Raw genomic sequence first — 5,975 nt, 5'->3', positions numbered from 1 at the left:
ACTCATTTGTTATTTAGGCGAACTCATTTGTTATTTTGGCGGACTCATTTGTTATTTTGGCGTGTCCATAACGCACCCTACGAAACTACTAGAATTGAAACCTACACTGGTCATACTTATGTGTACACCGTAGCCTAAAAGGAGAGAGACTTTCAATTTTCCCCCTTTCTGCGTCGGAAAGGGCGTTAAGTTTTTCCATATCGCGTGAGAAAAGTCAGTTATTTAATGTCAATTTAAAGATTCCATCAACTCAATACACTTATGCATCTGCTGGCGCATGGTTTCCCTATCAGCATGAAACCTTCGCCCATGACCTGGTAGTACCCACTCAAAAGAGTAATTAGCCAAGTTACGCATTGATTTAGTCTGTTCTGACCAAGAATACCAGCAGGCACCATGGAATGCAGTCAGTTGGTGCAAGCTTTCTGACCAAGCGAGATGATCGCCAGTGAAGAGGAACTTATTTTTATAAAGTAGGACAGTTTGTCCTTTAGTGTGACCGGGAACTGGGATAATTAATAAATCTGGAGTCAAAGTAAATGGTTCAGAACCAGTTAGCTGTATTTCTACATTGCGAGTATCGGCAGTAATATCATCAGTATGAAGGATGCGATCGCACTGAAAATGTTCAGCAAACTTTTGATGATCTGCGACATCATCCTTATGAGTCAGGTACATATAACGAATTGGACCCAGTTGCTCTAAACGCTTGACTAAAGGCGGCGTAAAGCGGGGAGAATCCACTAAAATATTACCTTCTGGAAGCTGAATTAAATAGCTAGCAGCACCATAAGATTTTTCAGAATGATAGCCGCAATGGTAAACATTTTCTGCTACTAATATTGGAAACTTTTCTTGAGCAACTTTGATATCTTTTGGTTTCTCAACTGTACCAATAGAACTAGTAGGACAAGCTAAAAGTGCTTCAAGGGCTGCTAATCTTTCTGTATTATTCGTAGGTTGATGATAAACCACCGACTGTTGATCGACACGAGAAAACACTTCAGGAGTCATCCAGCGACAGGTATCACAATCAATACAGGTAGTATCTACATAAAAATCGCCGTTAACATTTTGAGAGCGACGTTGATTTAAATGAGCCATATTAATCCTTTTGCTTCCAGCCGCTTACTGGGGAGCGATAAACTCTATATCACTAAGCTAGCAAAAGCGGACTAAGACTGGAGACACCATTAGAAGTAAATCTGCGCAAAAATATAAAGACTCGTGAAACCCAGTAAGCAGAAAATGGAAAACTTAACATAGACACCATCAGCTTAGGGACTTCCAGTTAAAAAAATATCCCATCCATGCGGAACGCTTTGCGAACGTAGGGGCGCAAGACCTTGCGCCCCTACAAATCTAGAAATAATTTGGGATAATTTATTTTTTGCAAGTCCCTTAGAGAGCATCCCAAACGATCAATTACTTTTAATATCATCCACCAGAAAGAGGATTTCCTATTTTTTGAGGTGGAGAAGTAAGAAAGTTGATATTTAGTTTTGGGAATATTGAATAGTTGTTTCGCGCTTAGAGCGAATCTACTCCAAATTCCTGCGGACGATGGCGAACCGCCGTATAAGCTTTCATTGGCGGCAATTCTGGTCGTCTTAAAAACCAGTTTTCTGAGGCATCAGAGCCGTAATTAAACCCCACTATTACCACATACTCTTCCTTGGGCTTATAGGTATCAATCACATTAAACAACTGTGCATATTCGATCGGCTGTTGTTTCGCCGCTTGCGAGAGCATCATCATCTTCCAGGGTTCACTTCTTTGCGCCACATAATGAACCTTACTCCCGATCGCAGATGGACTTTCTGTGATTGAAAAGTCGTTGCCATCGGAATGCTGGATATTCACGACTTTGTGAAGATACAGATAACCCCGACCAGAGTGCTGATAGAACTTCCACGCCTGGGCGCTAAACAGAACTTCACATTCATCAATGATGTTTCTTGCGATTTCGACTCTTAGTTCACGTTCAGGTGTCATGTTAATTGACCCATGCAATTGTCAGGCTTCTTGCCCTCATTTATCATGGTAACAAAAGAAAAATAGACTATTTTGGCTCCTTTTGAAAACCGTGCTGGTGAAATAGTAATTACCTGCTGCCAATGGGCTTGTGCTGCCTGATGATTTTGATCGTTTGCCAGTTCGAGTATTAGAAGATAGCTGGTATCGAGAAAAATCTTACAGGTTGGCATAGAGATAGCGATCGTGATGGATTGAAGCGTCTTCAATTAAATCGGTAATCGGCTCTTTGCCTAATTGCAGGATCGGATCGCCCTCAACAATTGGCAAAATAAAAAGGATTCCCTGTTAGCTGCGAATTTCCACTTCTTGAACGACTTTTAAAAGTTGCTTGGGAATTAGCACTTCTTGCTCAGTTACAGTGATTATCATCAGTTTATCCTTCCAACTTGTTTGCTCATTCTATCTGATTCATCCCCTCTTCACCCATCACTTTATCACCCTTCCATTCCTGCACAAACCCTAAAACTTCCACGAAATCGTTCCTTGCACCGTGAACGGATCGCCATAAAAAACATTTACCCTGCGATCAGCAGATTCAAAATAGTCAACGTCAAACAAATTCTTGAAATTAAGCGCTGCCGTCTGCACGGCGGGGGTTGCCGTGCCAACACGGCTATAAAGCTCCTGCTCTACTGAGCGAATCAGGTGTTGCAGTGCTACAGGCAGTTGTCCGTCTGCATCACCCACAAACGATCGCAAAACATCTGCCCGCATCCAAACCACTACCTCCAAATAAGGCTGGCACTCCAAAAAATCCACTAGGTTTTTGGGAGACAACCCACTGCCATAGATGCCGTATTGTCCTGCCCCATTGGTATAGTAGCGATCCTGATAGTCTCCGCAGAAATGATCGCGATCCTGATAGTCTCTAGAGAAGTGAAAATGATACTCTACTCCGCCTGCTTTTCCTTCAGGGTAATCCGTTTGAAAGCGATCGCACATTCGGATATTGCCGAGCGATATTTTCAACCCATCCCGCAGCTGAATATTACGCCAGTAGCCTTGGGCAAAGAACGGCGGACACTGTGTTATGACATCTAAAGCATCACCTGGGTCTGGATGTTTCGTCGGTTCAACCTCATTGAACAGGTCATTCATGGCTTCTGGCGAAATAGTCATAGTCATGATGATGATGGGTCTTATCAGGTAAATTCCTAATCCTACCTGCTAAACGATTAGCTTAGATGAGAAAATTTGCATCTCTACATAATCGCCTGACCGAGGTGCGAAGCACAAGTGCGTTCCTGCTTCTCCTGTAGGAGAGGCTACGCGTAGCTTGCTTCCTCTACGAAGTAGTACGGGTTGCCGCAGGCATCGCCTAATTCCCTACCACTTCACCTCAGTTGCCACGTTGACCTCTGGTTGAGTGGGCACTTTCACCCGACGGCGATACCACCACATTACAACACCTGTCACCATCAGCACGGTAGGAGCCAGGCCCACAAACACATACAAAACCTGCGTCAGCCGTCCACCGAAGGTGCCAAAATGCACAGAGCCAAACTGATTCAAAATGGCTTCGGCACGGGAGGGTTTAACACCATCATTAATCTGAATCACCTTGCCTGTGAATTGATCGAGATAGACTTGCGTTCTCCCATATTGACCTGTTTCCTGAGCCTGCTTTTTGCCCACCTGAAATGGTTCTTCCTGTTTATTAGCAAAAGAAACGTAGGTAGTAGTAGCATTGGGAACAGCGGCATCGGCTCGTTGTAGCAGGTCTTTGATCGCCAAGGGTTGCTGAAGAGAAATCTGTTTAGAAACTGGCTCTGCGGGTTTTGGTGTCAGGGTGGCGGCATAAATGATATCAGTCACCTTTGCTTGAGGAATATTCCAGGCAAAACCGGTGAAGCCAATGAAGGCAAGAAAGACGGCGGTGATGATACCTGCTACTTTGTGAATATCAAAATTCGTGCGTTTGATATGAGCCTTCTGCCATTTGATTTTGAATCCAGCAATCAATTTGCGCCAACCAGGCCAGAGAATGATACCCGTGATGCTAAGGATCAGAGTTAGAAGGGCAACAATACCCATGATCCATTCGCCTATATCGCCTGCTAAGAGGTTGTAATGCAGGCTATAAATGCTGCCGATCCAACTGGTTTCCCACTGGCGAGCGCCCATTACCTGCCCCGTGTATGGGTTCACAAACACATACCAAACGCGATCGGCCACATCATTCAACCACACCTGGTAAGGCTGATCGGCGTGTTCTGGCAAGCTGACGCCGCCGAGAGTCAAGTTTTTGGAGGCGTAGGCGGTTTTCACGGTATCTGCGATCGCGTGAATTGAAACTCGCTCTTTAGCGGGGATGATGCGACCAAACCGTTGTGCTAGAACAATGCGATCAATTTCATGCCAGAAAACCAGCACACTGCCCGTCAATCCAGCGATGCAGAGTAGAGTGCCACCGATTAAACCGAGCCAGCGATGCAGGTGAAATGCAGTATTGCGAATCGTTCTTGCATTCATGATAGACCTTTCTCAAAAACTTAATCCTGTGCCCTTGTCACAGAGCTAGCAAACCAGATTACGATATTTTAAAGCTAAATGAGAATTAATTCTATCAGAACTTACGCATTGTCAACAACTCAATCCTGTGCCCTTGTGACGGAGCAGCAAAACAGATGGCGATATTTTAAAGCTAAATTAAGAATTAATTCTTTCAGAACTTACACATTGACACAGATGTGGGGATGTGCAAACAAATTCTGGAAGTTTAGTTATGCTTTCCAGTTTTTCTGGCAACAACAGAAGATAGTTTAATAAATTCAGTAGATCGAAAACTTTTGTAAGTTCACGAAATAATCAGGGTTTGGGCCGACGTTTTGGGGCTGAAGATCGCGATCGCTTACACTCCACTCTTAACCCACTAACAACGCTCGTTCCTCAAAAACCAGACTCTAAAAGGATTGCGGCAAATTGTGTTTATCAACTCGAATGAACGATTGGTAAGGGTTTTAAAAAAGTTTTCGAGCTACTGACTTTGGGTCAGGTTACTAGAGTATGCTTTACTCATCGCTCTCAATGGTGCTGTATATACGTATCTACAGCTTATGCCCTGAGAGCTTTTTTACTTAACTGGAAACTTTTAAAACAACCTCTTAAAATCTACGTTATTTTACTGATTACAACATCTTTTTATTTGTGAAATACTTTGCACAGAAGAGACGGTATTTTGATTATACTTCTCCACCCAGTTCAATTGATTAGGATCAACAGGTAGAAATTTATGACAAAGGTTAAACAAAAGGTATATCTCATCACTGAGCAACAACGTGACGCATTGTTGAACTACCTTCTCAATCGTCCATACCGTGAAGTTGCATCTGGAGTTCAGTTTTTGACAAATGCACCGACTACTGTTGTCAACGTGGACGTTCCTGAGGAAGAATCGACAAGTCTATCTGTTGAACAGCCATATAAAACAGATAGGGAACAGGAACTTAAAGTTGAAACAGTTCCCTCTTACACAGAAGAATTAGCTCTGTTTAGTCATACCTGATATTAACCGTTAATTAGACTAACTAGAGGACACGCAGTGCTAAAAAAATTAACCTGGGTGTCCATCAAAGTTAGTACTACAAAAATCTCTCATTGGAGAAGGCAAGAGATTCGATTTGCAAGGGGATTCAAACCGAGAGCGAAGTTATCATGTCGATAATATTAGTATATCTCAATAAACTCTTAACCAATGTCATTAAGGTTTGTCTATTGATAAAGATTTCAGCATAGGTGTAGCCCATCGTATACATCGCCTTGAGCCTTGAAAGCTAAACCAAAAGAGAAATGCTTATTTTTTCGTTGGTTCTTAATGTTGGTTGCGATCAAGAGTAATTTAGATATGTTTGCCTTGGATTCAAACCCCTCCTAAATGGGAGCTACCAAATTTTCTTGTTTTGTCGGGGCAGGGCGAACGCACCAGATTCCTGAAACCC

General features: G+C 43.0%; 5 protein-coding genes. 1 reads left to right on the top strand and 4 read right to left on the bottom strand.

What is annotated here, in order from left to right; translation table 11 throughout:
• Positions 1-228: 228 nt before the first annotated feature.
• The 4 genes from ACFE93_RS14320 to ACFE93_RS14305 all read right to left on the bottom strand — a co-directional run bounded on the left by ACFE93_RS14320 (position 229) and on the right by ACFE93_RS14305 (position 4,509).
• Positions 229-1,104, bottom strand: a complete 876-nt coding sequence (locus ACFE93_RS14320) for an MBL fold metallo-hydrolase (protein WP_375473917.1) — start codon at positions 1,102-1,104, stop codon at positions 229-231.
• 426 nt (positions 1,105-1,530) lie between these two features.
• Positions 1,531-1,995, bottom strand: coding sequence for a hypothetical protein (locus ACFE93_RS14315; RefSeq protein WP_375473916.1), 465 nt, complete (start codon positions 1,993-1,995; stop codon positions 1,531-1,533).
• Positions 1,996-2,496: 501 nt separating this feature from the next.
• Positions 2,497-3,156: a hypothetical protein gene (locus tag ACFE93_RS14310; RefSeq protein ID WP_375473919.1), complete on the bottom strand. Its 660-nt coding sequence runs from the start codon at positions 3,154-3,156 to the stop codon at positions 2,497-2,499.
• A 207-nt stretch (positions 3,157-3,363) separates the two neighbouring features.
• Positions 3,364-4,509 (bottom strand): PepSY-associated TM helix domain-containing protein, encoded by a 1,146-nt coding sequence (locus ACFE93_RS14305; RefSeq protein WP_375473915.1) that lies wholly within the window; start codon positions 4,507-4,509, stop codon positions 3,364-3,366.
• A gap of 760 nt (positions 4,510-5,269) precedes the next feature.
• Between ACFE93_RS14305 and ACFE93_RS14300 the strand changes: the two genes are divergently transcribed.
• Entirely contained in the window at positions 5,270-5,542 is a 273-nt protein-coding gene (locus ACFE93_RS14300) for a hypothetical protein (protein WP_375473914.1), read from the top strand.
• Positions 5,543-5,975 lie beyond the last annotated feature (433 nt).

Origin of the sequence: uncultured Nostoc sp. (assembly GCF_964247315.1) — a bacterium.
Taxonomy (GTDB): Bacteria; Cyanobacteriota; Cyanobacteriia; order Cyanobacteriales; family Nostocaceae; genus Nostoc.
The sequence above is the reverse complement of the archived record's forward strand: the minus strand, read 5'-3'. Positions and strand labels throughout refer to the sequence as shown.